Source organism: Thalassospira sp. MBR-102, assembly GCF_040549275.1.
GTDB lineage: Bacteria > Pseudomonadota > Alphaproteobacteria > Rhodospirillales > Thalassospiraceae > Thalassospira > Thalassospira xiamenensis.
Window position 1 is genome coordinate 186,386 of record NZ_JBEPTC010000001.1, and the last position, 24,906, is coordinate 211,291.

At 57.2% G+C, this 24,906-nt stretch carries 29 protein-coding genes; 21 read left to right on the forward strand and 8 right to left on the reverse strand.

The features are described from left to right. Positions 1-84: 84 nt before the first annotated feature. Together terL and ABIE64_RS00895 are read left to right on the forward strand one after the other, a co-directional pair. Entirely contained in the window at positions 85-1,656 is a 1,572-nt protein-coding gene (gene terL / locus ABIE64_RS00890; protein ID WP_354376374.1) for a phage terminase large subunit, read from the forward strand. Positions 1,657-1,932: 276 nt separating this feature from the next. Next, positions 1,933-2,244, forward strand: coding sequence for a hypothetical protein (locus ABIE64_RS00895; protein WP_071239850.1), 312 nt, complete (start codon positions 1,933-1,935; stop codon positions 2,242-2,244). Positions 2,245-2,494: 250 nt separating this feature from the next. On the opposite strand, the gene cml is transcribed toward ABIE64_RS00895, so the two are convergent. Next, the gene (cml, locus tag ABIE64_RS00900; protein ID WP_354376375.1) at positions 2,495-3,685 is read right to left on the reverse strand and encodes a CmlA/FloR family chloramphenicol efflux MFS transporter; all 1,191 of its coding nucleotides are present in this window, start codon (positions 3,683-3,685) and stop codon (positions 2,495-2,497) included. 280 nt (positions 3,686-3,965) lie between these two features. On the opposite strand from cml, the gene ABIE64_RS00905 reads away from it, so the two are divergent. Together ABIE64_RS00905 and ABIE64_RS00910 are read left to right on the forward strand one after the other, a co-directional pair. Continuing rightward, positions 3,966-4,259 (forward strand): hypothetical protein, encoded by a 294-nt coding sequence (locus ABIE64_RS00905; RefSeq protein ID WP_354376376.1) that lies wholly within the window; start codon positions 3,966-3,968, stop codon positions 4,257-4,259. Between the two features lie 33 nt (positions 4,260-4,292). Next, positions 4,293-4,748, forward strand: coding sequence for a cell wall hydrolase (locus tag ABIE64_RS00910; RefSeq protein WP_354376377.1), 456 nt, complete (start codon positions 4,293-4,295; stop codon positions 4,746-4,748). 15 nt (positions 4,749-4,763) lie between these two features. On the opposite strand, the gene ABIE64_RS00915 is transcribed toward ABIE64_RS00910, so the two are convergent. Next, complete coding sequence (locus tag ABIE64_RS00915; RefSeq protein ID WP_354376378.1) at positions 4,764-5,360, reverse strand: papain-like cysteine protease family protein; 597 nt, start codon at positions 5,358-5,360, stop codon at positions 4,764-4,766. Between the two features lie 170 nt (positions 5,361-5,530). Between ABIE64_RS00915 and ABIE64_RS00920 the strand changes: the two genes are divergently transcribed. From ABIE64_RS00920 to ABIE64_RS00930, 3 genes are all read left to right on the forward strand, one after another. Beyond that, positions 5,531-6,031, forward strand: coding sequence for a 3TM-type holin (locus ABIE64_RS00920; protein ID WP_354376379.1), 501 nt, complete (start codon positions 5,531-5,533; stop codon positions 6,029-6,031). Positions 6,032-6,162: 131 nt separating this feature from the next. Continuing rightward, positions 6,163-6,624 (forward strand): NUDIX hydrolase, encoded by a 462-nt coding sequence (locus ABIE64_RS00925; protein ID WP_354376380.1) that lies wholly within the window; start codon positions 6,163-6,165, stop codon positions 6,622-6,624. A 125-nt stretch (positions 6,625-6,749) separates the two neighbouring features. Continuing rightward, entirely contained in the window at positions 6,750-7,634 is an 885-nt protein-coding gene (locus ABIE64_RS00930; RefSeq protein WP_037991894.1) for a three-Cys-motif partner protein TcmP, read from the forward strand. Here ABIE64_RS00930 and ABIE64_RS00935 read toward each other — a convergent pair. After that, complete coding sequence (locus ABIE64_RS00935; RefSeq protein WP_037991895.1) at positions 7,627-8,400, reverse strand: DUF5131 family protein; 774 nt, start codon at positions 8,398-8,400, stop codon at positions 7,627-7,629. The two genes, ABIE64_RS00930 and ABIE64_RS00935, sit on opposite strands and share 8 nt — an antisense overlap. Positions 8,401-8,664: 264 nt before the next feature. Between ABIE64_RS00935 and ABIE64_RS00940 the strand changes: the two genes are divergently transcribed. Next, the gene (locus ABIE64_RS00940) at positions 8,665-9,261 is read left to right on the forward strand and encodes an exopolysaccharide biosynthesis protein (RefSeq protein WP_354376381.1); all 597 of its coding nucleotides are present in this window, start codon (positions 8,665-8,667) and stop codon (positions 9,259-9,261) included. Positions 9,262-9,275: 14 nt separating this feature from the next. Here the strand turns inward: ABIE64_RS00940 and ABIE64_RS00945 are convergent, their stop codons facing one another. Then, the gene (locus ABIE64_RS00945) at positions 9,276-9,590 is read right to left on the reverse strand and encodes a hypothetical protein (RefSeq protein WP_354376382.1); all 315 of its coding nucleotides are present in this window, start codon (positions 9,588-9,590) and stop codon (positions 9,276-9,278) included. Positions 9,591-9,828: 238 nt separating this feature from the next. Between ABIE64_RS00945 and ABIE64_RS00950 the strand changes: the two genes are divergently transcribed. Continuing rightward, positions 9,829-10,188 carry a DUF952 domain-containing protein gene (locus ABIE64_RS00950; RefSeq protein ID WP_083379323.1) on the forward strand — a complete coding sequence of 120 codons (360 nt, stop codon included), beginning with the start codon at positions 9,829-9,831 and terminating at the stop codon, positions 10,186-10,188. On the opposite strand, the gene ABIE64_RS00955 is transcribed toward ABIE64_RS00950, so the two are convergent. Together ABIE64_RS00955 and ABIE64_RS00960 are read right to left on the reverse strand one after the other, a co-directional pair. Beyond that, on the reverse strand, positions 10,189-10,425 hold the full coding sequence (locus tag ABIE64_RS00955) for a DUF1413 domain-containing protein (RefSeq protein WP_354376383.1): 237 nt from the start codon (positions 10,423-10,425) through the stop codon (positions 10,189-10,191). Positions 10,426-10,535: 110 nt separating this feature from the next. Continuing rightward, on the reverse strand, positions 10,536-11,651 hold the full coding sequence (locus tag ABIE64_RS00960) for an NADH:flavin oxidoreductase (RefSeq protein WP_354376384.1): 1,116 nt from the start codon (positions 11,649-11,651) through the stop codon (positions 10,536-10,538). Between the two features lie 134 nt (positions 11,652-11,785). Here ABIE64_RS00960 and ABIE64_RS00965 point away from each other — a divergent pair, with 134 nt between their 5' ends. The 7 genes from ABIE64_RS00965 to ABIE64_RS00995 all read left to right on the forward strand — a co-directional run bounded on the left by ABIE64_RS00965 (position 11,786) and on the right by ABIE64_RS00995 (position 16,678). Further along, positions 11,786-12,169 carry a winged helix-turn-helix transcriptional regulator gene (locus tag ABIE64_RS00965; RefSeq protein ID WP_071239810.1) on the forward strand — a complete coding sequence of 128 codons (384 nt, stop codon included), beginning with the start codon at positions 11,786-11,788 and terminating at the stop codon, positions 12,167-12,169. Between the two features lie 72 nt (positions 12,170-12,241). Further along, positions 12,242-12,496 (forward strand): type II toxin-antitoxin system RelE family toxin, encoded by a 255-nt coding sequence (locus ABIE64_RS00970; protein ID WP_354376385.1) that lies wholly within the window; start codon positions 12,242-12,244, stop codon positions 12,494-12,496. 35 nt (positions 12,497-12,531) lie between these two features. Further along, positions 12,532-12,933 (forward strand): helix-turn-helix domain-containing protein, encoded by a 402-nt coding sequence (locus tag ABIE64_RS00975; protein WP_167332781.1) that lies wholly within the window; start codon positions 12,532-12,534, stop codon positions 12,931-12,933. A 287-nt stretch (positions 12,934-13,220) separates the two neighbouring features. Further along, the gene (locus ABIE64_RS00980) at positions 13,221-14,471 is read left to right on the forward strand and encodes a quinone-dependent dihydroorotate dehydrogenase (RefSeq protein ID WP_354376386.1); all 1,251 of its coding nucleotides are present in this window, start codon (positions 13,221-13,223) and stop codon (positions 14,469-14,471) included. Positions 14,472-14,620: 149 nt separating this feature from the next. Beyond that, positions 14,621-15,505: a TIGR01459 family HAD-type hydrolase gene (locus ABIE64_RS00985; protein ID WP_354376387.1), complete on the forward strand. Its 885-nt coding sequence runs from the start codon at positions 14,621-14,623 to the stop codon at positions 15,503-15,505. Positions 15,506-15,841: 336 nt separating this feature from the next. Next, positions 15,842-16,036, forward strand: coding sequence for a hypothetical protein (locus ABIE64_RS00990; protein ID WP_063093553.1), 195 nt, complete (start codon positions 15,842-15,844; stop codon positions 16,034-16,036). Positions 16,037-16,150: 114 nt separating this feature from the next. Beyond that, the gene (locus tag ABIE64_RS00995) at positions 16,151-16,678 is read left to right on the forward strand and encodes a pyridoxamine 5'-phosphate oxidase family protein (RefSeq protein WP_354376388.1); all 528 of its coding nucleotides are present in this window, start codon (positions 16,151-16,153) and stop codon (positions 16,676-16,678) included. Between the two features lie 43 nt (positions 16,679-16,721). On the opposite strand, the gene ABIE64_RS01000 is transcribed toward ABIE64_RS00995, so the two are convergent. Then, complete coding sequence (locus ABIE64_RS01000) at positions 16,722-17,594, reverse strand: DMT family transporter (protein ID WP_037991910.1); 873 nt, start codon at positions 17,592-17,594, stop codon at positions 16,722-16,724. Positions 17,595-17,820: 226 nt separating this feature from the next. Between ABIE64_RS01000 and ABIE64_RS01005 the strand changes: the two genes are divergently transcribed. Genes ABIE64_RS01005 through ABIE64_RS01020 form a run of 4 tightly spaced genes read left to right on the forward strand, consistent with a single transcriptional unit; the run spans position 17,821 to position 22,611 of the window. After that, positions 17,821-19,383, forward strand: coding sequence for an ABC transporter substrate-binding protein (locus tag ABIE64_RS01005; protein ID WP_354376389.1), 1,563 nt, complete (start codon positions 17,821-17,823; stop codon positions 19,381-19,383). After that, the gene (locus tag ABIE64_RS01010; RefSeq protein ID WP_354376390.1) at positions 19,380-20,318 is read left to right on the forward strand and encodes an ABC transporter permease; all 939 of its coding nucleotides are present in this window, start codon (positions 19,380-19,382) and stop codon (positions 20,316-20,318) included. The genes ABIE64_RS01005 and ABIE64_RS01010 overlap by 4 nt, the downstream gene beginning before the upstream one ends. Beyond that, positions 20,315-21,160, forward strand: a complete 846-nt coding sequence (locus ABIE64_RS01015) for an ABC transporter permease (RefSeq protein ID WP_082832831.1) — start codon at positions 20,315-20,317, stop codon at positions 21,158-21,160. The genes ABIE64_RS01010 and ABIE64_RS01015 overlap by 4 nt, the downstream gene beginning before the upstream one ends. Further along, the gene (locus ABIE64_RS01020) at positions 21,160-22,611 is read left to right on the forward strand and encodes an ABC transporter ATP-binding protein (protein WP_354376391.1); all 1,452 of its coding nucleotides are present in this window, start codon (positions 21,160-21,162) and stop codon (positions 22,609-22,611) included. Before ABIE64_RS01015 ends, ABIE64_RS01020 begins: the two co-directional genes overlap by 1 nt. Before the next feature lie 115 nt (positions 22,612-22,726). Here the strand turns inward: ABIE64_RS01020 and ABIE64_RS01025 are convergent, their stop codons facing one another. Beyond that, on the reverse strand, positions 22,727-23,581 hold the full coding sequence (locus ABIE64_RS01025) for a D-amino-acid transaminase (protein WP_354376392.1): 855 nt from the start codon (positions 23,579-23,581) through the stop codon (positions 22,727-22,729). Between the two features lie 360 nt (positions 23,582-23,941). Here ABIE64_RS01025 and ABIE64_RS01030 point away from each other — a divergent pair, with 360 nt between their 5' ends. Then, complete coding sequence (locus ABIE64_RS01030; RefSeq protein WP_354376393.1) at positions 23,942-24,883, forward strand: arylamine N-acetyltransferase family protein; 942 nt, start codon at positions 23,942-23,944, stop codon at positions 24,881-24,883. Positions 24,884-24,906: the final 23 nt, after the last annotated feature.

Below are 24,906 nucleotides of genomic sequence, written 5' to 3' on the forward strand. Positions count from 1 at the left end.
TGGGGATGGGCTTTCGACACATTCGTCACTCCCGCGAAAGCGGGAGTCCAGGGTGCAGCGGGTTGGATGGTGAGGGGATCGGGCATGGCGCAGGTGATTGATCGGGGGCGGGCGAGATGTGCCGGGTTTGGCGAGTTTGTCTGGATCTGGAATGCGATGATGGGGCTGGGGTTGCCGGGGCATCATCGCGATATGGCGGCGTGGCTTGAGGAATGCTGGCAGGCGGGGAAGGGGCAGCTTTTGCTGATGGCGTTTCGCAATTCGGGCAAGTCAACACTGGTCGGGCTGTTTTGCGCGTGGTTGCTGTATCGCGATGCGGATTTGCGCATTCTGGTGCTGGCGGCCGATCTGGGACTGGCGAAAAAGATGGTGCGCAATGTCAAACGCGTGATCGAACGCCATCCGTTGCTGGTTGGGCTTCTGCCCGAAAAGCGGGTCGATTGGGGCACGCAGCGTTTTACGGTTGAGCGACCGGGTGTATTGCGTGATCCGTCGATGCAGGCGGCCGGTATTGGCGGCAATATCACCGGATCGCGGGCCGATGTGGTGATTTGCGATGATGTCGAGGTGCCCAAAAACAGCGATAGCGCCCATAAACGCGCCGAACTGCGCGAGAAGCTGGGCGAGATTGCCTATGTCCTGTCGCCCGATGGTACGCAGATTTATGTCGGAACCCCACATAGCTATTATTCGATCTATGCCGATGAAATCCGGGCCGAAACCGGGGAGGCTGCACCGTTTCTGGTGGGTTTTGAGCGGTTCTGCCTGCCGATCCTGGATGAACAGGGGCAATCGAACTGGCCGGAACGGTTTCCGATCCTCAAGATCGAGGAAATCCGCACCCATACCGGGGAGCGGAAATTTGCCAGCCAGATGATGCTGAAGATGCTGGCCCCCAGTGACGGCATCCTCGACCCGGCGCGGTTGCACCGTTATGGCGATGATGCGGTGATCGAGCAGGCCAACGGGGTGCTTCGGCTGTCGATTGCGGGGCGGCGGATGGTGGCGGGCGCATGCCATTTTGATCCGAGCTTTGGGGCCAGCGGGGGCGTACCTGGTGGCGCATATGGGAGCGCAAAGGGGGGCGATGGCGCGGTGATTGCGTGCGTTTATGTCTGCGAGCGCGGGGAATACTGGCTGCATGATATGGCGTGGCTGACATTTGATGCCACGCGCCTGCATGAGGCCGATGAAGCCAGCCAGATTTGCGCCAAGGCCGCAGCATTCATCCGGCAGAACCATTTGCCGTCGGTGCGGGTCGAGACCAATGGCGTCGGGCGGTTTTTGCCCAATATCCTGCGCCGCGCCTTGAAGCAGGCCGACTGGGCGGCAAGTGTGGTGGAGCATCACGAGGCGAAAAACAAGGACGCACGGATCGAGGATGCATTTGGCGCGGTGTTGAGTGCGGGGTTGCTGCATGCGCATGCGCGTATCTGGCAAACGCCGTTCATCCGTGAAATGCGCGAATGGCGACCCGGCGAGGGACGGGGGCGCGGGAAGGGCAAAGCAGGCCAGCATGATGACGGGCTTGATGCGGTGGCGGGGTGCCTGATCCACGAGCCGGTGCGCCTGCCGCGGGTGGAAAAAGCCCTGTCCGGGGGCGACTGGCGGCCTGCCGGGGCGGCTTTTTCGGCGCGAAACGGGTTTCAGCCCTAAAAAGTTCCGTGAATTCACAAATGCTTATGCAATCCGTCGATCACAAAATCGAGAAATTCATGGAAAATTCAATATTCGTGATTACCTTAACTATATGGTTGAATAGTAATTGCGAAAATTAACTATACAAAGGAATAATTTGCATCCTTTGAGCCGATACGGGTTTGTTGCCGCAAGGCGCGGCGTTGGTCAATTTAGCAGTGCCGGAACACAAGACGCCCCTGCCGTTCATCCCGGGCGCACCGCACTGCCTGTCCCTTAAAGGAGGGCCTGACCATGTGGAAAACTGTAAGCCTGATTGCCGTAATGGCCGGTGGCATCACCCTTGCCAGTCCGGTCGAAGCACAGACCGTATCGCCAGTTTGCGGCGACCGCACCAAGGTGATCAACAGCCTGAGCGCGAAATATTCCGAAGAACCGGTTGCGGTTGGCGTGACCGCCAATGGCGGCGTGATCGAGGTGCTTAAAGCACCCGATGGCAAGACATGGACCATCCTGTTTACCTCGCCCAACGGGGCAAGCTGCCTTGTGGCATCGGGTGAGGCCTGGCAGGAGCTGGAAGTGAAATTGAACGGGCCGCACGCCTGAGTTTCCGGCGCGCGCAGGCATGATCCTGCTGTTCGCGCATGATGTGAAGACATCGTTGGAGACATATGGCGACGCCCTTTGACGAGACACCGGCCCCGCATGAATGCCCCGATCCTCCCGTCCGGGGATGTTGTGCGGACCATGCCGGTGACCATTGAGACGACGGCTGATCTTATCTGGTTTTGATGAGTGACCTCCTTGACTGACCCGCAAGCCTTTCGGTTTGCGGGTCTTTTTTGTGCCGGGGCGATCAGGATCGATCGCGGTTAAAGTGCCTGATCATCAGAACGATGATCGGAACAAACCCGCAAAAGGCAACAATCGGCCATGCACTTTGGCGGGGTAGCAGGGTGACGGCAAGGGTGCCGAACCCGCCAAGCAACAGACCGCCAAGACAGAAATAAACCGCCGTGACCGTGCCTGCGATGTGATCGAAACCGCGAAGCGCGCCATTGGGGGCGACGGATACCGCCATCGAAATACCGACCCCGATCAGCCACATCGGCGCGATGAAGCCCATGATCGATCGGGGTATGAGGCTTTCGGTCAGGGCAAGCATCCCGGCCCCGGCCATCAGACAGAACATGCCGGTCGTCATGATCCGCGCGATGCCAAAACGCGGCACCAGCGGCCCGACCAGACGGGCGGTTGCCATCATGGCAATTGCGACCGAGGCAAAGAGGAGGCTGAACAGGGTTTGTGACAGGCCATGCCGCCCCATCAAAAGCCATGGTGCGACCGAGAAATAGACAAAGAAACTGCCCATTCCGGCCCCGTAGGACAGGGTATATTGCCAGAAGTTAAGCCGACCAAGCGGGGCAAGAAGATTACGCCAGCGAAGGCCGGTTTCGGTTCGTTGCCGGGTTTCGGGCCATAGGAAAAAGGCGGCAATGACCGCAAACGCCATGGCAAGGCCGAGGAGCGCGAATATCGCCCGCCAGCCCAACCATATTTCGACAAGCGCGCCGAGTAACGGCCCGATGGCCGGAACCATGGCGAGCATGGATCCCAGCAGGCCATAGATGACGTTGCTTTCATCGCGTCCGGCATAGATATCGCGCACGGTGGCAAAGGTCGCGACCAGACAGGCCGAAGCCCCGGCCGCCTGCACAAGACGCAAGGCCAGAAACACCTCGCCGCGTGTGGCAAGGGCAAGGCCAACCGATGCCGCGATATAGGCCATCGCGCCACCCAGCAATACCGGGCGACGGCCAAAACGGTCCGACAAGGGGCCAAAGACAAGCTGCCCGGCACCGATCAGGACCAGATAGAAAGTCAGGGTCAGCTGGATCAGAAGCGGGCTGGTGCCAAGAATGCCCGCCATGCGTGGCACCACAGGCAGATACATATCCATGCCAAGCGATGCCAGAAGATCGAACGGAGATAACAGAAGAACAGTGGCGGTAAGCGAATACCGCCAAGACAAGATATCAGAGCGCATCAAGCCGTTTCCTTGAAAAAGGGATCAGGCAGCGCTCCCAGAGCCAACTGGTTCTGAAAGAACGCCGCAACAACAAAAACCAAAGGGGTTGCTGCGGCTTATCTGTCGGCTTTTTTGCTGGTGCTCATGGCGGGTGTCTCCTGTCTGACGGCAGCATAAAGGGTGGCTTGAATTGAGGGAAGTGGGTTTTGAATTTGGCCTTGCCATGTGTTCGTCACCTTTGTGACAGCGCGGCAGGCCTTTTTCATGGGCGATTTATGCAAAGGGGCAGGAGGATGTGATGAGTGGACCGGTTGATCTGATCTGGTGGATTACGGCGGTGGAAATTCCGGCGGTGGCGGGGCTTTTCTGGCTGAGCTGGCGGATGCGGAGCGAGCTTTCGGCGCGGCTGGAAAGCCAGCGCGAGGGTCATGACGCGGAGATGATCGCGCTTCGCGATGGCTTGGCGGACTTCAAGCTTGATGTGGCGCGAAACTACGTTTCGATCCCGTACCTCAAGGATATTGAAAAACGCCTGACCGCGCATCTGCTGCGGATCGAGGCGAAGCTTGATCACAATGTACCGGCAGCGTGAGGCCGGTTTTGAACCCCAAGAAAGGAAACAGAGATGAATGATGTTCTGATGGTGGAAGCCGTTGCCGACCCGCAGGAATTGCCGGTCGCCGAGGTGCTGGCAAGGACGCTTTATGGTGAGGCGCGGGGCGAGGGTTTGCCGGGGATCGAGGCGGTGGCCTGCGTGATCCTGAACCGGGTGGCATTTGCCAAAGCGCGCGGGCGCTATTGGTGGGGCAGTACGGTGGCGCAGGTATGCCTCAAACCGGGGCAGTTTTCATGCTGGAACGCGGGCGATCCGAACCGGGTGAAGTTGCTTAAGCTCAGTGCGCGCGACCCGGCATACCGGCTGTGCAAACGGGTGGCGACACGGGCATTGGCCGGGGAGATTGCCGACATGACCCAGGGGGCGACGCATTATCACACCCATGCGGTTGATCCCTATTGGGCGCGCGGACAGGTGCCGGTGGCCGAGATTGGCGGGCATCTGTTTTTCAAAAACATAGGGTGAACGTAAAGCCCCATCTCAATTGGCGATAAAGGCCCCGGACCACATATGGGCGATGTTCTGGAACGGGACGGGCTGGGTGAAATAGGACAGCGGATCATTGATATAAAGTACCGCTGTCGGCCCCATCGGGGTTTGCACCCATGCCATGCCGCGCAGAACCACAACATGCCCGGAATAGGGGGTGTTTTGCAGTTTGAGGATGATGGCGCGACCCGATGCCAGGGTGTTGTAAAGCACCATCGGATGGGCGGGCATGCCGTAACCTGCGGCATTGTTGCTGACCAGGCTTAGCAATTGCATGATTTCGGGGTCCTGCCCGGTGCGTACGCATTGCTGTGCCAGCATCGGATTGGCATTTACCATTGCAGCATCGCAGCAAAACGGCTGCGGCATGCCGTTTGCGGCGGAGACAAGTTCACATTGATGCGGCGATGAATTGGGGGAGGTCTGGCTTTTCCAATGGGCGATCTGTTCGACCACGGCGACCCAGCACCAGACCTGTGTCTGTTGCGGGATATTGACAATGCCAAGGTCAATCGGCGGCGGGAGCTGCTGCGCATTGGCCTGATCCATCCCCAGAAACAGTAGCACTGCGGCAAGAAGTCTTTTCATGGCGGCCCCCTGATATCCCCTGCATTAAAACGCGAACATTAGATTTGAAAAATAAATCTATTGGTTTTTTATCCGCGCGTCAATTTATTCAGGGTTGTGTTGCATGGGGGAGGAAACCCGGGGAAATCGGTTGGCAAAACAGGCATTTTTTTCAAGGAAGGAGGTATTACATGATACCAGCATTACTGGCACAGATCGGCCTGCCGCTTTTGATGAAGGCGGTCGGGGCGGGGCTTGAAACCATTGATCATCCGGTCGCGAAAACCGCGGCCGAGGGGCTTAAACAGGTGGGGGATGCGGTGACAAAGGGCGATGTCACGCCCGCCCAGATCATCGAGGCCAACCGCCATTCCGAACGCATGGCGGAAATCGAGCTTTCGCGCGATAGCCAGATACTGGCGACCGTCAACCGCACCATCCGGGCCGAGGTGCAAAGCGAGGATGCGTTTGTGCGCCGCTGGCGACCGAGCTTTGGCTATGCGGTGGCACTGACCTGGATCATGACCATGGGATCAATTGCGGCCGCCATCATCTTAACGCCGCTTCAGGCCCCGGCGATTATCGCGGCATTGGTCAATACCAGCCCGATCTGGGGCATTGCGCTGGGCGTTTTGGGGGTCAGTGTGGTGAAGCGGAGTGCGGATAAGAAGATCGGGGAGGGTGGCGCGTGACGGGGTGGTGGCCTGTTTGCGGCGGTGATTGCGGGTTGTCTCGGGTGGTGTGGCTGATATGATCGAAAACACCACCCAGGGGGGCTAACAGGGGGCTTGAGATTCTGCTGGCCGCCGCAGACGAGGCCGCCATGTCTGATCAAACGTCGTCATTGCATTTACCATCACGGCCGATTGCGGCGACAATTGCGGTTGTCGTGCGCGATCAGCAGGTTTTGCTGGTGCGCCGCGCCAATCCGCCCGATCAGGGCATGTGGGGATATCCCGGCGGCAAGATCGAGGCGGGCGAAACCCTTGCACAGGCCGCATTACGCGAACTTCACGAGGAAACCGGCATTTCGGCGGAAGCCGTTGGTGTTTTGACAGCCCTTGATGCCTTTGATCGCGATGCGGACGGGCAGGTTAAACGCCATTTCATCCTGATTGCGATGCTGTGCCGCTGGAATGGTGGGGAGCCGGTTGCGGGGGATGATGCGCTGGATGCGCGCTGGTTCCCGGTTGCCGGGCTTGAGGAAAGCGGCGTTGAGCTGAGTGCGGATGTGGCATGGGTGGCGCGGAAGGCGGCGGATGTTCTGGCGAAGGGGGATTCTTGATTTAGCTGTACCCTGAACCCGACTCTGGCTACTCTTGCGCATAGGTTGTGTAATTGTTTTTGTTTACTTACTGGAAATAATTATCGTGAACACTCGATATTGCGATTGTTCCAGTGAGGTGGCTGATGGACGTTGAACATAAGTTCGGGGGAAAGCATACCGATATTAAGCTTGAAATTGTTAGGCGATATATCGAAGCCTATCTCTTGGTAATGAGTAAGCAAAACTTCAGAAATATTTACATTGATGCATTTGCCGGAACAGGGAGCCGAACTGTCTCCCAAAATGGTATTCCTTTGCTCGACGTTAACAATAACAGCACTTTGGTCGCGCCCGGTTCAGCGAGCCTAGTTCTCCAGATGGAGAAAGGGTTCGATCATCACATTTTCATTGATAAAAATCCAAAGCATGTTGCTGCGCTTCAAGCGCTTACCGTAAATTTTCCGAACAAATCAGTAGAATGCTTTCAAGGGGATGCAAACGAACTTGTGACGAAATTTTGCAATGAAACGGATTGGAAAGGAAACGGGGTTCATTGGGGTACGAGGGCTGTTTTATTTCTTGACCCATATGGCATGGAGGTTGAGTGGAAAACTTTAAAGGCGATTGCCGCGACACAAACGATAGATTTGTGGTTTTTGTTTCCAATGTCTGGATTGGTTCGGCAGGCAGCCCGGAGATGGAGTAGCCTTGATGACAGTAAAATCAATGCTATTACTCGGTGTCTAGGAACAGAAGAATGGCGTGAAAAACTTTATACACCTGATCTTCAGTTGGGGCTTTTTAGCGAGCCAGAATTAGAGCGAAAACAAGATGTTCGCGCGCTAGAAAGTTACGTGAAGGAGCGGTTGGAAACCGTTTTTAGTTCGTGGGTTTCTGATCCAATTCCCTTGATCAGCTCTCGAGGTGCCCAACTTTATTCCCTATTCTTTGCTATTTCCAATCCCAGAAATGCAGCGAAGGGTATTGCGAGAAAAATTGTTGAGCACCTTCGGAAAGGTATCAAATAGCATATGCGGGCATTTCGTCCCAAGTTTTGCCGCGATAGATGCGACCGTTCGCTTTTTTCGAGCGTTTTTTGTTGTCCGAACCCCATGTTCCCCATTGTTTGAAGAAGAATGCCGTATCGTGAATTGCACATTGATCGTGGATTTCATCGATCCAGTCTTCTTTGATTGGACGCGCATTGGGGCCGCTTTCACCGCCAACAATTGCCCAGTCTATTCCTTCTAGGTTCACGGGGCCAACTGCGCCAATCAATGGTTCAAAAGAAATAAACCTTATCGCCGCAGGGACATTCCGTAGGTAATCAATACGTGAAATAACGTCGTTATTTTCGACACTTGTGCCGAGCCAGACGTTTGGCAAAACCTCGTGATTATTCTGAGTAAGAATCTCCAGCATTCTGTCCGGTCGTTTAGTCAGAATTTGGTAGTTGTGATGCGGAGTTTTGCGCATCACTTCCCAAACTTCCGCTATAAAGCTCTCGTTTACGTCTGCATGGAAAAGATCGCTCATGGAGTTGACGAAGATTTTTTTCGGCTTTTTCCAATTAAGCGGGGCGCTGAGTGAAGCATGATCTTCTCGGATCGCTCCTGTCCAAACCGCTTTACCATTAACTGTTTTAGTCAACCCTTGGTACTTCTCGACGCCCATAGCTTCGAGGCGCTTTGCCATTCTCATTGCGTAGCAGTTTTTGCATCCTGCCGAATGGATTGAGCAGCCTGCAACGGGATTCCAAGTTGCATCAGTCCATTCAATTTCAGTTTCAGCCATGTCCAAACTCCTGCGCAACTACTCTGGTTCAGCTTGGAAATGAGTAGTCAATTTCATTTGTTGCCGGGATTTTAGTTCAGAACTTTTTCCTCTTTATTAAGATCGGCGTGTTCGTGCAGCCTAAAATAATTCTCTACATTGCCATCTTACGTTAGAGATCGTGTTTGTTGTTGTATCTGTTTGTCGTCATCCCCTGAAACAAAGCCACCCTTGTTTGCGTTGCAGGGACAACGTGATTTTGCAAACAGGCAGCGAGGATTTGGCATGACGGACGCAGAGCCGGTTTCGGTAGGCGGGATTGTGGCGCGGATCCGGGATCGGGCGGCGGGGGAACAGGCGGTTTCGGTCGAGGATATGGTGGCCGTGCTGGGGCGGCGGAGTTACGGGCCGTTTTTGTTCGTGCCCGGCCTGATCGGGGTCACACCCCTATCGGGGATTCCGATGGTGCCCGCGATCCTTGCGGTGATTGTGGCCGTCTTTGCCATTCAGATCGTTCTGGGGCGGTCGCATTTATGGTTGCCCGATATTCTGGGTCGCCGGTCGTTTGACGGGGCGAAGGTCGCCGATGCGATGGCGCGGATCGAACCGGTCGCCGAGAAGCTTGATCGCTGGTTTTACGGGCGGTTGCCGGGATTGACCGGGCGGCATGGGGTGCGGGTGGCGGCCCTTGTCTGTGTGCTGCTGGCGGCATTGGTGCCGTTTTTTGAAATGGTGCCGTTTGCCGGGATGGCGCCGATGAGTGCGATTGCCGCCTTCGGGCTTGCGATCCTTGTGCGCGACGGGGCGCTGATGCTGGCCGCGATATTGATTTCGCTGACATCAATGGCGGGACTGGTGTGGGTGCTGCTGGCGGCGGTGTGAGGTGATGAGGCGGATCAGGATGCGATCCGGGCCAGTTCGCTATAAAGATAAAACAGGACGCAGGCGGTGCCGATGGCCGCAATCAGGCGGGCGACAAGCCGGGGCAGGTGAGCATTGGGCCAGATGTTGGGCACATTCGGACCGCTGAAAGCGCTGAAATCCTTGTGAATGTCGATGATCTCTGTCGCCGGGCGGCGCTGGTTCTGTGTAACGTGGCCCGGCGAGCCGCGACGGAAGGCGGCCGGTTTCGGGGCCTGATCATTTGAAACCCATTGGCGGGTGGTGTCGGGAAGGTCTACAGGGGCGCGTCGGGCCTGTCTGGTCGTCATGTTCTGCGTGCTCGTGTCCGGTTTGGTGGTCTGGTCTTCTGATTTTGCCGGATGATTTTAGTTGGTATAATTTAACTATACATAAGTATCTTATATTTCCTCATCGGTATAGGTTTTTCGCGCGAGAGGCAAGAGAGAAAAAGCACAGAACCGGTTTTTTTGTGCTTTGGCATTTCGCCTGCTTGCCGAACGGGCCGGGCGACCTTATTTTCCCCGGATGACAAATTCATCACATACCATGATTTACCGTGTATTGGGCTCGGACGAGTGGGCGGAAGCGCTTGCGACCGGGCATTATGCCGGTGCGCCGCATGATATTGCGGACGGTTTTATCCATTTTTCGACGATTGATACGCTGGCAGAAACCCTTGCGCTGCATTACCCGAAACGCGGGGGATTGCGGCTTTTGCATGTGCCGGTCGCGGCGGTCGATGACAGGCTGAAATGGGAGCCGGCGCGCGGTGGCACGCTGTTTCCGCATCTTTATGACCAGCTTTCGGTCGAGCATGTCGCACGCGTTGATGACCTTAAGCTTGATGATAACGAGGTTCACATCCTGCCAGAGGATCTGCGCCCCGACTATATGCGCAGAGGGTAATCATACCCGGCGATAGACGCGCCCGCCGCCGTGCTTCTGGCCGGTATCCTCGACCGTGGGGAAGTGCCCGGCCCGAACGGCATTGAGAAATTCCCGCCCGATCCTGACCTTGTCGCCGATATAAAGCGTATCCCATCCCGCCCCGTAGATTTCCGGAAAGTGAAATTCGCCGGGGTCGCGGGCGGCGATGCGGCTTTGCAGGCGGGTGATTTCGTTGGCATCCATGAGGGGAGCCATGATGGCCTCCTTTTTTTGCGGGCGGCTTTCCTTCAGGTAGTTTTCAGGTGGGCATAAAGAAAGGGCGATGCCGGGATGGCACCGCCCTTTTGCCTTCGAGATCGGCAGGATCAGACGAGTTCGCCCAGCGTTGCCGGATCAAAACCGAGCAGGGCATCGGTTTGATTGTCGCGGACCTTGGTGGTCCATGCCGGATCGGTGATCAGCGCACGGCCGACCGCGATCAGATCGAATTCGTTGCGTTCCATGCGTTCGATCAGGGCATCGAGGCTGGTGGTCTTGGAGCCTTCGCCCGCGAAAGCGGTCAGGATGTCGCCTGAAAGCCCGACGGAGCCAACACTGATGGTGGCTGCCCCGGTCAGTTTTTTGGCCCACCCGGCACAGTTCAGGCCCTTTTCGCCGTCCAGTTCGGGGAATTCCGGTTCCCAGAAACGGCGTTGCGAGCAATGGAGGATATCAACCCCGGCATCGACCAGCGGGCCGAGCCATGCGGTCATTTCATCGGGAGTGGGGGCAAGACGGACGGTCAGGTCCTGCTGTTTCCATTGGCTGACGCGCATGATGATCGGGAAATCCGGGCCGACGGCGGCGCGCACGGCACGCACGACTTCGACCGCGAAGGTTGATCTTTCGGCGATGGTTTTGCCGCCAAAGCGATCGGTGCGCAGATTGGTGCCCGACCAGAAGAACTGATCGATCAGGTAGCCGTGCGCGCCGTGAATTTCAAAGGTATCGAAACCGGCATTTTTGGCATCAAGGGCGGCCTGGGCGTAGGCGGCGATGGTGTCGGCAATGTCGGCATCCGACATGGTGTTGCCGTGCGGTTCATTGGGCGCGATAAGGCCGGACGGGCTTTCGACCGGAGCATCTGGCACCCATTCGGTCTGGGCGCTTTTGACCGATCCGGTATGCCAAAGCTGCGGGCCCATTTTGCCGCCGGCTTCATGAACGGCATCAACGACGGCCTTCCAGCCGGCAAGGGCATCGGCCCCGTGGAAAAGCGGAATGCCCGGTTCATTGCGCGATGCCGGGCGGTTGATCACCGTGCCCTCCGAAAGGATCAGGCCAACGCCGCCTTCGGCGCGTTTGCGGTAATATTGCGCATTGGCGGCACCCGGAATGCCGTTCGGGGCGCTGGAACGGGTCATCGGGGCCATGACGATACGGTTGGGAAGCTCAAGGGTTTTCAGCTTGAAGGGCTGAAACAGAATGTCGGTATTTGACATCGGATATCCTCCGTTTGGAAATGGGTGTATGGTGGCTACTAGATATACGTTGTATACCTACTGTCAATCAGGCACCTTGAGGTTACCAGGTATACTTGAGGAAACCTGCATGACAGTGCGCCGGAGGAAATGACATGGAAATTAAGGAATGTTCTGCCCTGATGTTCCGCTCGAACTGCCCGAGCCGGGAGCTTCTGGACCAGATTGCCGATAAATGGTCGATGATGATCCTGGCGGTTCTGGCGGAAGGGCCATTGCGATTTAACGCGATCAGGCGCGGGCTTGAGGGCATTACGCAAAAGGCATTGACGCAGACGCTGCGCAAGCTTGAACGCAACGGCATTGTCGCGCGCCACGTGATCGCGACATCGCCGGTCGCGGTGGAATATGAAATTACCGATCTTGGCCGGTCGCTGGTCGGGCCGTTCAAGGCGCTTTATCTGTGGACGCGCGATAACTACGACGCAGTCGAAAAGGCGCGGGCAGAATTTGATGCGCGGATGGAGGAGCGGGTTTAGTTGGCCTTTATTGTCTTGCCTTAAATCGAAATAATATTTATAGTTATTTCGAGTGTTGATTAAGGGCAGGGCATGCTGAAAATCACGATATCGAAGCAGGCGCTGAAGGTTTTGCAGAAGATGCAGCCAAAGCAGGCGCGGCGCATTCGTGATGTCATCAAACTCATCGCGGAAAATCCGGCACGGGATGATCTTGATATCAAAATGATGGTCAATATGGATGCGTATCGCGTGCGTGTCGGCCAGTATCGGGTGATCTATAGCGAGGATGGTCACATTCTTGATGTGATCCGGGTTGGTGTGCGCGGCGATGTTTACAAGGCCTGAGCTTTTTCGGCTTTCCGGGAAAGGGAATGGATGAGATGAGCAAAATCAATCTTTTGCGCGACGAGCTTTCAAACAAGCCGGTTGCGGTGACGATGTCTTTTCAGACGTTTCGCGACATTGCACCGGAAATGGCCGAGAGCTTTCTGAGTGACGAGGAACTGGCGGAGCTGGCCATCGGTGAGGATGACGGCAGCCGTTATCCGTTTGAGCTGGCAAGCCGGATCATCGATGGGGAGCATCCGCTTAAAGTTTATCGCGAATGGCGCGATATGACCCAAACCGAGCTTGCGGAAAAAGTCGGCGTTGCCGGGAACTATATCAGCATGATCGAGCGGGGGAAAAACCTGCCGTCGCGCAAGTTGCAGCATGCCCTGGCCAGGGTGCTTGATGTGGACTACGACATGCTTGAGGCGGGCCCTGCCTTTGAAGGCGAATAACTCCGCATCTCAGCATTCGGCAGCCGATGCTCTGGCTGTTGCCTAGTGCAGCGAACGTATGTCGGGTTTTCTTGCCTGACAGGAAAACCGCAAATGTCAGAAATAACTGACAAAACCGCCGACTTTGGCATTTCCCCCCATAAATGTCAGATATATCTTACATCTGACATTGGGTGCGGATCATGACGGGGTGTCTGTCGCGCGGGCCTTCAGGGCATTGATCCTTGCCCCGTCCCCTTACACAGCGTAAGAACAGGGCAGGTATTTACAAGCACGGAGCAGGTCGCGTGGGGTGGTACAAGTCACTGGTTTTGCCGGTTGTGCGCTGGATCGATGCGGAGACCGCGCATGGTCTTGCGATTTGCGCATTGAAAAACAATCTGGTGCCGCGCGATGATGATGCGCTGGATGCCACGCCGATCCTTGAGACCGAGGTTTTCGGGCGCAAATTTGCCAATCCGATCGGGCTTGCCGCAGGGTTTGACAAAAATGCCGAGGTGCCCAATCAGATGCTTCGCCAAGGGTTCGGCTTTGTTGAAATCGGATCGGTGACGCCCGAACCGCAACCGGGCAACCCCAAGCCCCGGCTTTTCCGGCTTTATTCGGACCGGGCGGTGATCAACCGCATGGGCTTTAACAATGAGGGTGCTGCGGTGGTTGCCGAACGCCTGCGCAAGCGTGCGCGCAAGGGCATTCTGGGTGCCAACCTTGGCAAAAACAAATATTCCGAAGATGCGGCGGCCGATTATGTGAAGGGGGTTGCAGCCCTTGGTCCCTATGCCGATTATCTGGTGGTTAATGTATCCTCGCCCAATACGCCCGGTTTGCGCGCACTTCAGGGGCGCGGGCCGCTTGAGACGCTTCTGACGTCGGTTTTGAAGGCGCGTGATGGCCATGCCAAGGGTGTGCCGGTGCTGCTTAAGGTGGCACCGGACCTGACGGAGGAAGACAAGGCCGATATTGCCGCCGTGGTATTGAAGCTCCGGCTTGATGGCATGATTGTTTCAAACACGACGATTGATCGGCCGGTCGGGCTTAATTCCTATGATCAGGATGAAAAGGGCGGTCTTTCCGGTCCGCCGCTGATGGAGCCCTCGACAAAGGTTCTGGCCGATTTTTACCGCCTGACCGAAGGCAAAATTCCGTTGATCGGGGTCGGCGGGATTGCATCGGGCAAGGATGCCTATGAGAAGATCCTCAATGGGGCGTCGCTGGTGCAGCTTTATTCCGCCCTTGTCTATCACGGGCTGGAGCTTGTGACCGATATCAAGGAAGATTTGGCCAGACGCCTGCGCAAGGATGGCTTTGCCAATGTTGCCGACGCGGTTGGGGCGGCGTTCCCGGAAATTTCCGGGCGGAAGGCTCCGGTCGATGAGGCGCGCGCGGCCAAGGCGGCGGTGACGGCGAAGGCGGAAACGGCCAAGGCAGATGAGGCCAAACCGGCGACCGCGGCGAAGGCGACCGCCAAGAAGCCAGCTACCAAGAAACCGACGGCGAAAAGTAAGGCTGCGCCGAAGGGCGGTTCGGCGACAGATTGATTTGTGGCACCATGGACTCCCGCGTTCGCGGGAGTGACGGTTTTGGGGTTGAGCGTTCGTTTTCCGCTCCCCGTCATTCCCGCAAGCACGGGAATCCATCTTGCCGCATGTGCGATGACGACGATTTTAACATGAAGTGGAATGGGTGAATGACGGTTGGCACCAGCTATCAGATGATCAACGGCCTGTCGGAAGTGATCGAACAGTACGATGCGGTGATCCTTGATCTTTGGGGCGTGGTGCATGACGGGGTCACACCGTATCCAAGCTCCATCCCGGCGATGGAGGCGCTTAAAAAGGCCGGTGTGCCGGTCGCCCTTCTGTCGAACGCGCCGCGCCGGTCAAGTGTTGTGGTCGCACGGATGGAAGATATGGGTATCGCGCGCGACCTTTATGGCCCGGCGGTCGCATCGGGCGAGATCGCCTATAGCCAGCTTCTCGCACGGACCGATCCTTGGTACGCCAAGCTGGGGCGCCGCGTGATGAGTGTCGGCCCGGTGCGCGACATGTCGATGTTTGAAGGGCAGGATATCGAGATCGTCAAGGATGTCGCGGATGCCGACTGGCTTCTGGTGACGGGGCCGAATGACGATTATGACGCGGTTTCGGTTTATGAGGATCTGCTGCATGCCGCCAAGGCGCGCGACCTTCCGATGCTGTGCCCGAACCCGGACCGCGAAGTGATCCGCGGCGGGGATCGCATCATCTGTGCCGGTGCGATTGCCGCACGTTACGAAGTGCTTGGCGGTAATGTCCGCTGGGAAGGCAAGCCGCTGGCGAGTGCCTATGATTTCTGCCTGCAACTGTTTGACAAGGGGCCGGATGCGAAGCTTCTGGTGGTGGGCGACAGCCTTTCGACCGACGTTGCCGGATCGAACAATGCCGGGCTTGATGTGGCGCTGGTGACGGGTGGCATCCATGCCGAGGAACTTGGTGCGCCGCGCGGGACATTGCCGGAAAAGGGCAGGCTTGACGCGCTGCTGAACGCGACCGGGCGCAGCATTACCTATGCGGTTGGGGATTTTTGTTGGTAGCGGCAGCCTGTACTTTAGGTTTACCTATTGAGGGTGGGGTGTTGATATAACCCTGGGTTTGTATAGAAGTATGTCCTAATGTTCCTTGCGAGGTTAACTCGGGAGGAACAAATGCCTAACTACCTAGTTAATAGAAACGCTCAGCCAACAGGCGAGCACGAAGTGCATACTTCTACATGTGGTCATTTACCCGACTATCAGAATCAGGACCATTTGGGGTTCTATAGTAATTGTCGGGAGGCGGTGGCTGCTGCAAGAGCGCGTGGTTATATCAATGTTGACGGTTGCTATTACTGTTGCAACGATTGCCACACCCGATAACTTTCGAGAGCAAAAATGCGCGAAATCACGATTGAAGAATTGGCAGCACGCATCAGCCAGAAACGGGCCGAATTGGGCCTGTCTGGCAAGGGTGACGTGCAACCAAATTCCGGTCGTCGGCGCACTCAAAGCAAGCGTAATCTGTTGCGCAATATTGCCGAGCTTGCTGCAAGGGACGGGCGAGAGCCGCCTTTTAAAGCCAATTACTGATCGGTTGTAACCGTCGTTTTGCACCCGCCTTTCCCGTTGGAAGGCGGGTTTTGTTTTTGTGGTTTCGGGTTTGCAGTGGCAGAGTGATTGCGGTGCCAACAAACCGGAAAAACCATGCTTCTGACAGATGACATTCGCGACTATGCCAATCGGTCGGTTTTGTGCTGGCTGGCGAGCGTGTCCGAAGACGGGCCGTCGGTCAGCCCGAAGGAAATCTTTGCCTGTTATGGCGAGGATCGCATTATCATCGCCAATATCGCATCACCGCAATCGGTCAAGAATATCCGCCATGATCCGCGTGTCTGCGTCAGTTTCGTTGATGTGTTTTCGCAGAAGGGCTGGCAGCTTTATGGGCGGGCGATACTTCTGAAAAACGGTGATGACGGCTTTGCCGAGCGGCAGATGATCCTGCAGGGTATGGCAGGCGATGCGTTTAAGGTCGGCATGGTTATTGATGTGGCAGTTGATCAGGCGCGCGAGATTATTGCGCCGAGCTATCGGTTCAAGGCCGATGTTAACGAGGCCGACATGCGGGCCGGGGCGATGGCGAGTTATGGGGTGAGGCCGGTGGATTATGCCCTTTGTCCTTTGGCGTTTGAGGATGTGGCGCGAAGGACTGGATTCCCGCGGTCGCGGGAATGACGGGGAGAGTGAGGCGACATTTTTCAGTCGCCCCTGTCCGTTATCAGCTTTCGGCGACGCGCTTTTCGCGGAAGATGATGAAGATGCCGCTTCCGGTGATGATGGCCGCACCGACAAAGGTCAGAAGATCGGGTGTTTCGCCCCAGAAAAACCAGCCAAGTCCGGTGGCCCAGACAAGGGCGGTGTAATCAAACGGGGCGACGGTTGGGGCGTCGGCAACCCGGAAGGCCTGGGTGATCAGGGTCATGCCGCTGGTGCCGACAAAAGCGATGGCGATGAAAAGCCCGATATCTTCTGCCCGGATCGGGGTCCAGAAATACCAGACGGCACAGGCGCTGAGCAGGGTGCTGGTGAAGCTGAGGTAAAACAGAAGCGTCCACATGCTTTCGCGGGGATCGAGCAGGCGCGCGCTTAGCATCAGAAGCGCATAGGTAAAGGCGGTCGCCACTGGCAAGAGCGAGACGGGCTCAAAGGTTGCCGCACCGGGGCGCACGATCACCAGAACACCGAGAAAACCGACCATCACGGCCACCCAGCGCCGCCATCCAACCCGCGCAATCAGCACCGATGAAATCGCGGTGATGAAAAGCGGGGCGACAAAGGCAAGGGCGGTGGCCTCCGCCAGTCCCATCAGATGGATACTGGTAAAGAACATGATGGTCGCGGCGATCCAGATGACGGTGCGCATGAAATGCACGCCGATCCGATTGGACCGCAGGCCGCCAAGCCCGACCATTTTTATTGCCAGCAGGGCGGCAAAGGGCAGGGCAATCGAATTGCGCAGAAAGATGATCTGGATCGGCGAATAATGATCCATCAATCCCTTGGCCAGGGCATCATTGACACACAGCAGGGCGACACCGGCACACATCAGAATGATGCCGGTCAGGTTGTGCTGGGGCTGTTGTGCATTCATGGTTCGTGGCGCTTTCCCTGTGTGATGGTGGGTTATCGCAATCACCATCTGTTTTCCGAGCTTTAGGGCAAAGTACCGATTGAGGCCAGCAAAGAAAACGCCCGGTTGGGTTTCGGGAAGGGGGATGAATTTTGCGAGACATTCGCAAAAACGGTTGACTTTCTACTTTGGAACAGATTTTAAGTGTTATGTTATATCATAACAAATTTGTTCCATGGAGAAGATGATGACGCGAGCACTGCTTGCCCGTTTTTATACCCTTGCCGGTATTCTGGCGGTTGCCGGGGCGGTTGAAACCACCGGAGGGATTGCCGGTGTGGCGATGGCCGGGGCGAATGACGATGTGCTTGATATTGCAAGTCCGCTTGAGATTTCCGGGCTTGATCCGGCCAAGTCGGGCTATCTTTTCAGTCGCATGCAGGCCGCCGAAACGCTGTTTACGGTCAATCGCGAAAGCCAGATCGTGCCGATGCTGGCCAAGGACAGCCGGGCAAGCGACGACGGGTTGCGGTGGGAAATCAGCCTGCGCGATGATGTGACATTCCATGATGGCACGCCGATGACGGCCGAAATTGTGGCCGCCGATCTTAACCGCGCGTTCGAGCGCCCCGGTGTGCTGCGCCAGGCACCGATTACCGGCATTTCCGCATCGGGCAATGACATCGTGATCACGCTGTCCGAGCCGTTTGCGATGTTGCCAGCGTTTCTGGCGCATTACAGCACCATCATCCTTGCACCGGGATCGTTTGACGATGCCGGGGAAGTCCAGACGATTATCGGCACCGGCGCATACCGGGTTGATGCGGTTGTGCCGCCGCTTCGGATCGAGCTTTCGGCGTTTGACAAATGGTGGAATGGCCGCGCCCAGATCGAGAAGGTCAGCTATCTTGCGGTCAGCCGCGGTGAAACACGCGCGATGATGGCGCAAAGTGGTGATGCCGATCTGGTTCTGTCGCTGTTGCCGGTTGCGGTCACACAACTTAAGGGCAATCCGGACGTTAATGTGACGGTGGCAACCGTCCCGCGGACCCGGCTTTTGAAACTCAATCTGGCGCAGCCGTTCTTTGACGAAACGGTGGAGCGGCAGGCGCTGAGCCTTGCGATCAATCGAAAGGCGATTGCCGGGGTTGTGATGCGCAACACCGATCTGGCGGCAAGCCAGATGTTCCCGCCCGAAATTCGCGACTGGTATGATGCGAATATGCCGATCCTTGATTTCGATCCGCAAAAGGCGCGCGAATTGCTGGCGGATGCGGGCTGGGTCGCCGGTTCGGACGGCATCCTTGAAAAGGATGGCAAACGGTTTGATGTGACCGTGCGGACCTATGCAAGCTGGCCGGATTTGCCGCTGATTGCCACGGCATTGCAGTCGCAGTTGCGCGATGTCGGTATCGGGCTTGAGATTTCGGTGGGCAGCTATACCGAAATTCCGGCCGGTCATGCCGATGGCACGCTTGAGGCAGCCCTTGTGACACGCAGTTTTTCGATGGTGCCCGATCCGCTGGCGACGGTGATGGAAGATTATGGTCCCGGCGGGGCTGATTGGGGGGCGATGAACTGGCACAATGCCGAGGCCGAAGACCTGATTGCCGATTTGCGCAAGACGACGGACGGGGATGCGCGCGCGCAGATGCAAAAGAAGCTTGCCGATATCCTGCAAGCCGAATTGCCGACCATTCCGCTGGTCTGGAGCGAGCTTGCCATGGCATCGAGTGCGCGGTTGGAAAATGTCCGCATCGATCCGTATGAGCAGAATTATTACCTTGCCGATCTGCGGTGGGCGCAATGAAGGGATTGATTGCGACCCGCCTGATGCAGCTTGTGGCGGTTATTCTGATCGTCGGCACGCTGAGTTTTGCGTTGATGTATTTCCTGCCGGGTGATCCGGCATTAAGGATTGCCGCAGGCCGGTATGGCCCGGACATGATGGATAATGCGATTTCGGATATGGTCCGGGCCGAACTTGGCCTGGATCAGCCGATCCTTGTCCGGTTCCTGTCATGGATGGGCGATCTGGTCCGGTTTGATCTGGGCCATTCGCTGGTGACTGGGGCGCCGGTGATCCACGAGATCGGTTTGCAGCTTGGCTATACCCTTTGGCTGGCGGTGACGGCCTTTGTGCTGTCGCTTGTCATCGGGCCGGTGGCCGGGGCGATTGCGGGGCTGTTTCCCGGATCGGTCTATGACCGGGTGATGCTGCTTGTCGCGGTTGGTTTGCGTGCCGTGCCGCCCTTTGTTCTGGCGATCCTGTTCATGATGGTGTTCGGGGTGACGTTGCGCTGGCTGCCAACCGCAGGGTTTGGTGGCTGGGAGAACCTTGTTCTGCCGTCGTTCACCCTCGCACTTGGTCTTGCGGCGATGTCGTCACGTGTGATGCGCGATGCCATGATGGGGGTGGCATCCACGCCCTATTTCATCCATGCCCGGTACAAGGGATTGTCTGACCGGGCGGTGGTGATGCGCCACGGGGTCCGCAATGCGTCCCTGCCGGTTGTCACCTATCTGGGTTTGCAGATGGTGTATCTGGTCGAAGGGGTGGTCGTGGTTGAATCGATATTTGCCTTTCCGGGGATCGGTCATGCGCTTGTCCATGCGATCATCGCGCGCGATGTGCCGATGGTGCAGGGCACGGCCCTTGCCATGGGGGGATTGTTCGTGCTGCTGAACAGTGTGGTCGATCTTATGTGTCTGCGGCTTGATCCGCGTTTGCGGAGGGCAGCATGATGAAAACCGGTTCACTTGCTCATCTTCCGGCTGGTCTGGCCGAACAGCAGGCTGGCGGATTCTGGACAACCGCACGCATGGCGGGGGTGGCGATCATTGTGCCGCTTCTGGCGTTTGCGTTTATCGGGCCGATGCTGATTGATACTGATCCGCTGGCACAGGATTACGATGCGGTTCTGATTTCGCCGGGCGATGCGGCGCATATATTGGGGACCGATCATTTCGGTCGTTCGATGCTGGCACGTCTTGCATTCGGTGCGCAGCTTTCGTTTGTCATGGCCTTTGTGACGGCATTGACGGCGGCGGTGCCGGGGATTTTGCTGGGCATTCTGGCGGCGGCACGCGGCGGGTTAATCGAACGCGGGCTTGTCGCGCTTTCGGATATTGTTCTGGCCCTGCCGGGATTGTTGCTGGTTCTGCTGTTGCTGGCGTTTGCGCCGGGGCAGTTCGGGCCGCTTTATCTTGGCCTGGCACTTTATTTGTGGGTCGAGTTTTTCCGGGTGGCGCGCATTGAAACGGCGCGTGTCATGACATCGCCCAGTGTTGAAGCCACACGGCTTTTGGGGTTCGGGCGGTTTTACATCGTGACACGGATCATTTTCCCGGCGCTGGCCGGGCCGATGATCACGCTTTTTGCCTTTGCCACCGGATCGGCGATCATTGCGGTCAGTACGCTAAGTGCGATCCATGTCGGCCTGCGCCCGCCAACACCCGAGCTTGGCGCGATGATTGTTGAACTGATGCCCTATTACAGCGAGGCCCCGTTGCAGATCATGATGCCGGCAGCAGCGATTTTCCTGCTGGTTCTGGCGTTGCAGCTTCTGGCCGGAAGGAAAAGCTGATGCATGATATCCGTATTGAAAATCTGACGGTGCGCACACAGGGTGGCACGGTTCTGGTTGATGATGTGTCGCTGGCATTTGGGCCGAACAGGCCGGTTTGCCTGATCGGGGAAACCGGATCGGGCAAAAGCCTGATCATGCATGCGGTGATGGGCAGCCTGCCTGACAGTCTGGTGTGCGAGGGGAAAATCCTGTTTGACGGGGTGGATCTTCTGACACAGACAGCCGATGCCAGACGTGCCTTATGGGGGCGCAAGATTGCCCTTTTGCCACAAGAGCCGTGGCTTGCGCTTGACCCTACCATGCGGGTGCAGGGGCAGGTGGCGGAAGTTTACACCGCCCTGCATGGTGTTCCGTCGCGGGAAGCCGGGCAGAAGGCGGATGGTGAACTTTCGGCGGTGGGACTTGCCCATGCGGGAAATGCCTATCCGTTTGAATTGTCGGGCGGCATGGCGCAGCGCGTTTCGATTGCCATGGCCCATGCGGGCGGCAGCCCGGTGATGCTGGCTGACGAGCCGACCAAGGGACTTGACCGGGCATTGTGCAAGGTGGTGGGCGAATTGCTGTGCTTCGAGGTTGCACTTGGCCGGGCGATGATGGTGATCACCCATGATCTTGAACTGGCCGAACAGGTTGGCGGGACGGTCGGCGTGATGCGGCGTGGCCGGTTGCTTGAGGTCGGGGCGGCGGCGGATATTTTGTCTGCGCCGTCCGATCCCTATACCCGGGACCTGGTGGCGAGCTTGCCACGCAACTGGCCAGTGCGCGACCATCCACATCCCCGTAACGATGCGACGTCATCGGGTGATAAAGTGGTCGTCACCGGGCGCGGTATCGGCAAGTCATTTGGCGAACGGCAGCTTTTTTCCGGGCTTGATATCACCCTTAGCCGGGGCGAGATCACCGTCGTGCTGGGGCCAAGCGGCAGCGGCAAAAGCACGCTTGGCAATATTTTGCTGGGATTGATGCCGTTTCAGGAGGGGGCGGTGGCGCGACCGGGAAATCTTCCGGCGATGCGATACCAGAAAATCTATCAGGATCCGCCATCGGCCTTTATAGCCCATCAGACGCTTGGTCAGGGATTTGACGACCTTCGGCGGTTACACGGGATCGACATGGCACGCCAGACAGCGATGATGGAAAGCCTTGGCCTTGATCGCGGGCTTCTGGCAAGGCCGCCCTCGGCCATTTCGGGTGGGGAATTGCAACGTTTTGCGATTGCGCGGTCGCTTCTTCTGGATCCTGTGATGCTGTTTGCCGACGAGGCGACTTCGCGGCTTGACCCGGTCAGTCAGAAACGGGTGATCGACCTTCTGGTGGCACAGGTTCGCGAACGCGATCTTGCGTTGCTGCTGGTAACGCATGACGAAGTCTTGGCCGAACGCATTGCCGACCGGATCATCCGAATTGACAATGCGCGGACCGCGACCACACAGGCCAAAGCGGCGTAACCGCTTCTTTGGCTTGTGACCGCTGGTCCGGTCGCGAGGCCCCGATTATTTCAGACAAAAAAACGCCGCCCGGTGAAGGCGGCGTTTTGCGTTTGGGACGCGAGATGCGGATTGGTCAGAGCGCGGTGGCGCGGTTGGCTTCGATATAGATTTCGCGCAGCCGCTTGGCGATCGGGCCCGGCGTGCCGTCGCCGATTTTTTTGCCATCGACTTCGGCGACCGGGCAGACGAAGGCCGAGGCCGAGGTTGAGAAGGCTTCCTTGGCGGCATAGACTTCATCGACCGTGAACAGGCGTTCTTCGACCTTGAGCTGCAATTCTTCGGCACATTTCAGGACGGCCTTACGCGTGATGCCATGCAGGATATCGTTGGAAAGCTGGCGGGTGACGATGACGTTATCCTGCGTCACGATATAGGCGTTGTTTGACGAGCCTTCGGTGACATAGCCATCGAGCACCATCCACGCATCATCAGCCCCCTTGGCGGCGGCTTCGGTTTTGAGAAGGGATGCATAAAGAAGCTGCACGGTTTTGATGTCGGACCGGCGCCAGCGGACATCCGGGTAAGTCAGGATTTTCTGGCCGCGTTCGGCCAGCGGCGATTTGATCAGGGATTTGGACTGCGTGAACAGAACAACCGTGGCCGGGGTATCATCCTTGATCGCGAAATCACGGTCACCGGCCGACCCGCGCGAGATTTGCAGGTAAACCAGGCCTTCGGTGATGTCGTTGCGTTTGACCAGTTCGCGGTGGATTTCAAGCAGTTCGTCGATATCGGCCTTGTATGTAAAGCCGAGTTCCGAGAGCGAACGCGCCAGACGGGTCATGTGGCCGTTGAAATCAATCAGCTTGCCATCAAGTACCGAGGTGACTTCATACACGCCGTCGGCAAACAGGAAGGAACGGTCAAAGATCGAAACCTTGGCTTCATTTTCCGGCAGATAGTCGCCGTTCACATAAACAGTACGCATGTCATCTTCCTGTCTGTTCGGGAACCGTCGAAAGGCGATGCCGGAAATCCGGTTTCCGGGGATGGCCGATCGCGCATGTTAAACCATATACCCATTTCGATAGCACAGAGCGGGCGGGTTTGTCGCGCGACGCTTTGGTTGTTGCGTATAAAAGGTGGAAAATTGCCTTTGCGGCCTTTCGAATGCCGTAATGTCGCATATATATGCGTTCATTGGCGCGCAGAACCGCAGAACATTCGATGAAAAAATGTTGAAATAGTCTATTGACCTGAACTTAGCTTGAGGTTCTATGGTCCTGCTCCAGAAACGGAAGTCCTGATTACATCACGCCCCAAACGGACAAGACACGGAGCCCCCCCGATGAATACGCATCTGCCGACGAATGCCGCCAAATTCGATGATGCCACGATCCATTCCAGCGTGCAGAACGCGATTGACGCAAGCTGGGCGAAGCCCTTTAACCTGCCGGAACCGCAGGTCGATCTGGATGCCTATTTCGCGCGGATCGGCTATGACGGCCCGCGCGAGGCGAGCCTTGAGGTTTTGCGCGATCTGCATGCGCTCCATCCCGCGCATATCCCGTTCGAGGCGATCAATGTGCTGTGCCGCAAGGGGGTAAGCCTTAACCCCGATGATGTGGACCGCAAGATCATTTTTGACGGGCGTGGTGGATATTGCTTTGAGCAGAACGGCCTGTTCCGGCGTGTGTTGCGAAGCCTTGGTTTCGAGGTCGAAAACCTTGCCGGGCGGGTATTGTGGGGCTATTCCGAGAGTGACGGCCCGCGGCCGCGCTGCCATATGGCGATGCGCGTCACGCTGGATGGCGAGGCGTGGCTGGTTGATGTCGGGCTGGGTGGATGTGTGCCGACCGCGCCGCTTTTGCTGGGCGTTTCGGTGCCGCAGGTGACCCCGCATGATACCTTCCGCGTGCGGGAGCGCAATGGCCGTTACCTGACGGAGCTTGAACGCGACGGGGTGTGGAAGCCGGTGCATGAGGTCGATATCGTCCCGGTCGAGGATATCGATTACGAGGTGATGAACTTTTATGCCAGCACCCATCCCGAAAGCGGCTTTGCCAAGGTTCTGATGGTGGCGCGCAGTGCGCCGCATGCAAGGTTCACGTTGCTGAACAACCGCCTGACCATCCGGCTGCGCACAGGCGAGGAAGAGGTGCATCACCTGTCGGTCGGCGATGTCGAGCAGACATTGAGCGATATTTTCGGGATTACGGTTGATCCGGCGTGGCGGACTTACCTTGAAGATGTCATCGCCAGTGCCGAGGCCGTGCGCAGGCAGGGGTAAGGCCGCGAAATTCAGATAATAAA

Excerpts from the sequence above, each read along its gene's own strand:
- ABIE64_RS00990 (WP_063093553.1), top strand. The coding sequence starts at position 15,842 with ATGCGCGAAATCACGATTGAAGAATTGGCAGCACGCATCAGCCAGAAA.
- ABIE64_RS00975 (WP_167332781.1), top strand. The coding sequence starts at position 12,532 with ATGAGCAAAATCAATCTTTTGCGCGACGAGCTTTCAAACAAGCCGGTT.
- ABIE64_RS00960 (WP_354376384.1), bottom strand. The coding sequence starts at position 11,651 with ATGTCAAATACCGACATTCTGTTTCAGCCCTTCAAGCTGAAAACCCTT.
- ABIE64_RS01020 (WP_354376391.1), top strand. The coding sequence starts at position 21,160 with ATGCATGATATCCGTATTGAAAATCTGACGGTGCGCACACAGGGTGGC.
- ABIE64_RS00985 (WP_354376387.1), top strand. The coding sequence starts at position 14,621 with ATGACGGTTGGCACCAGCTATCAGATGATCAACGGCCTGTCGGAAGTG.
- ABIE64_RS00930 (WP_037991894.1), top strand. The coding sequence starts at position 6,750 with ATGGACGTTGAACATAAGTTCGGGGGAAAGCATACCGATATTAAGCTT.
- ABIE64_RS00955 (WP_354376383.1), bottom strand. The coding sequence starts at position 10,425 with ATGGCTCCCCTCATGGATGCCAACGAAATCACCCGCCTGCAAAGCCGC.
- ABIE64_RS01030 (WP_354376393.1), top strand. The coding sequence starts at position 23,942 with ATGAATACGCATCTGCCGACGAATGCCGCCAAATTCGATGATGCCACG.
- ABIE64_RS00905 (WP_354376376.1), top strand. The coding sequence starts at position 3,966 with ATGAGTGGACCGGTTGATCTGATCTGGTGGATTACGGCGGTGGAAATT.
- ABIE64_RS00910 (WP_354376377.1), top strand. The coding sequence starts at position 4,293 with ATGAATGATGTTCTGATGGTGGAAGCCGTTGCCGACCCGCAGGAATTG.
- ABIE64_RS01010 (WP_354376390.1), top strand. The coding sequence starts at position 19,380 with ATGAAGGGATTGATTGCGACCCGCCTGATGCAGCTTGTGGCGGTTATT.
- ABIE64_RS00965 (WP_071239810.1), top strand. The coding sequence starts at position 11,786 with ATGGAAATTAAGGAATGTTCTGCCCTGATGTTCCGCTCGAACTGCCCG.
- ABIE64_RS00935 (WP_037991895.1), bottom strand. The coding sequence starts at position 8,400 with ATGGCTGAAACTGAAATTGAATGGACTGATGCAACTTGGAATCCCGTT.
- ABIE64_RS00920 (WP_354376379.1), top strand. The coding sequence starts at position 5,531 with ATGATACCAGCATTACTGGCACAGATCGGCCTGCCGCTTTTGATGAAG.
- ABIE64_RS01025 (WP_354376392.1), bottom strand. The coding sequence starts at position 23,581 with ATGCGTACTGTTTATGTGAACGGCGACTATCTGCCGGAAAATGAAGCC.
- terL (WP_354376374.1), top strand. The coding sequence starts at position 85 with ATGGCGCAGGTGATTGATCGGGGGCGGGCGAGATGTGCCGGGTTTGGC.
- ABIE64_RS01005 (WP_354376389.1), top strand. The coding sequence starts at position 17,821 with ATGACGCGAGCACTGCTTGCCCGTTTTTATACCCTTGCCGGTATTCTG.
- ABIE64_RS00970 (WP_354376385.1), top strand. The coding sequence starts at position 12,242 with ATGCTGAAAATCACGATATCGAAGCAGGCGCTGAAGGTTTTGCAGAAG.
- ABIE64_RS00925 (WP_354376380.1), top strand. The coding sequence starts at position 6,163 with ATGTCTGATCAAACGTCGTCATTGCATTTACCATCACGGCCGATTGCG.
- ABIE64_RS01015 (WP_082832831.1), top strand. The coding sequence starts at position 20,315 with ATGATGAAAACCGGTTCACTTGCTCATCTTCCGGCTGGTCTGGCCGAA.
- cml (WP_354376375.1), bottom strand. The coding sequence starts at position 3,685 with ATGCGCTCTGATATCTTGTCTTGGCGGTATTCGCTTACCGCCACTGTT.
- ABIE64_RS01000 (WP_037991910.1), bottom strand. The coding sequence starts at position 17,594 with ATGAATGCACAACAGCCCCAGCACAACCTGACCGGCATCATTCTGATG.
- ABIE64_RS00895 (WP_071239850.1), top strand. The coding sequence starts at position 1,933 with ATGTGGAAAACTGTAAGCCTGATTGCCGTAATGGCCGGTGGCATCACC.
- ABIE64_RS00995 (WP_354376388.1), top strand. The coding sequence starts at position 16,151 with ATGCTTCTGACAGATGACATTCGCGACTATGCCAATCGGTCGGTTTTG.
- ABIE64_RS00945 (WP_354376382.1), bottom strand. The coding sequence starts at position 9,590 with ATGACGACCAGACAGGCCCGACGCGCCCCTGTAGACCTTCCCGACACC.
- ABIE64_RS00915 (WP_354376378.1), bottom strand. The coding sequence starts at position 5,360 with ATGAAAAGACTTCTTGCCGCAGTGCTACTGTTTCTGGGGATGGATCAG.
- ABIE64_RS00950 (WP_083379323.1), top strand. The coding sequence starts at position 9,829 with ATGATTTACCGTGTATTGGGCTCGGACGAGTGGGCGGAAGCGCTTGCG.
- ABIE64_RS00940 (WP_354376381.1), top strand. The coding sequence starts at position 8,665 with ATGACGGACGCAGAGCCGGTTTCGGTAGGCGGGATTGTGGCGCGGATC.